The sequence below is a fragment of the Colwellia demingiae genome (assembly GCF_007954275.1).
In the GTDB taxonomy this organism is placed as follows: domain Bacteria; phylum Pseudomonadota; class Gammaproteobacteria; order Enterobacterales; family Alteromonadaceae; genus Colwellia; species Colwellia demingiae.
In genome coordinates this window covers 1-599 of the sequence record NZ_VOLT01000036.1, presented here as the reverse complement: position 1 = coordinate 599, position 599 = coordinate 1, and the positions used below count along the sequence as shown (strand labels likewise).

The 599-nt window shown below is 37.7% G+C and carries 1 rRNA gene; it reads right to left on the bottom strand.

Features of this window, described 5'->3' with window-relative positions:
- Positions 1–477: 477 nt before the first annotated feature.
- Positions 478–592: ribosomal RNA gene (rrf, locus tag ESZ36_RS22445) — 5S ribosomal RNA — on the bottom strand.
- Positions 593–599 lie beyond the last annotated feature (7 nt).

The following is a 599-nucleotide window of genomic DNA, read 5'->3' as shown; positions in this document are numbered from 1 at the left end:
TACTGCTCAATGAATTCTGTCGTGCTATCTACCGAAGTAAATAGCGCATTACATAGTCGCTACCTATCTAACTAAAGATACGTAACTATATTTATTTGCATGAACATCATTCATTAAGCGTTTTTTTTGTTCTCCCCGAAAGGAAAACTATGTAAAACAACAGTAATGTGAGTGCTCACACAAATTGCATGATAACTAATTGTTAAAGAAAAATGTCGTTCATATTGCTATGAAAGACAGAAGATAATCGCATTCGTTATCTTCTTAATCTCAGGCCTTGCCTGAGTGAGGTGCGCATAATACGCCTCTCAGTTTTATTGTCAACACTTAGTTTCATAAAGAAATTAAGTATTTTATAAAACAGTATTTTTTACGTTAATTGCACATTTATCACGCAATTAAGTTAAAAAATAGTGTTTCTCAAGTAGCCCGTTACGCTCGTAACGGGCTTCTCGTGTGCCGCAGCACAAATTAGAAGTTTAGCAATGTCCTACTCTCACATGGGAACTCCCACACTACCATCGGCGCAACTGCGTTTCACTTCTGAGTTCGGAAAGGGATCAGGTGGGACCACAGCGCTATTGTCGCTAAACAAAAAA